At 52.3% G+C, this 535-nt stretch carries 1 protein-coding gene; it reads right to left on the bottom strand.

Going from position 1 to position 535, the window contains the following annotated elements:
• Window positions 1–92 precede the first annotated feature (92 nt).
• Window positions 93–535, bottom strand: a 443-nt coding sequence (locus tag NE664_13115; protein MCQ4727573.1) for a glycoside hydrolase family 2, incomplete at its 5' end; no start/stop codon positions are given.

Raw genomic sequence — 535 nt, 5'->3', positions numbered from 1 at the left:
ATTTTTATAGTCCTCATCGGAAGGCGCTGTAATCAGGCTTTCCGCCCAGTACCCCTGGTCTAAAAGAAGCTTCTGGTAATAAGGCTGGTTGTTTAAATAGATTTTTCATCTTCAATCCGGACCTTCCGCATTCCAAAATAGCTCTCCACCCGGTCGGTCACCTCCGCGCCGCAGCGCAAGGCCATGGCAGCCTCATAGAGGTTAGGATTCTCCGGCGACCAGTAAGCCCCGACAAAATGGAAGGCACCGTTTAACGCCTTCTTCTGAAATACATCCACCGTAATGGTGTTGCAGAGTTCCCTGCACCACATGGTGCCCTTAAATACCGTTTCGTTCTCCCGGCAGATCGTGATCTCCGTCTCGCACGGAAGCGCCGTTCCCTGTTCCAGCCGGTAATCGATCTTTACCGTCCCTTCATCAATGTCCGGCGTAAAACGAATCCAGGAAAACCGTGATTCGGACACCGGCTCCAGCCATACCGTCTGCCAGATTCCGGTGCTGGGCGTATACCAGATAAAACTGGATTCATCCTCCC

The sequence above is a fragment of the Anaerotignum faecicola genome (genome assembly GCA_024460105.1).
GTDB lineage: Bacteria > Bacillota > Clostridia > Lachnospirales > Anaerotignaceae > JANFXS01.
This window is presented reverse-complemented; position numbering and strand designations above follow the sequence as displayed.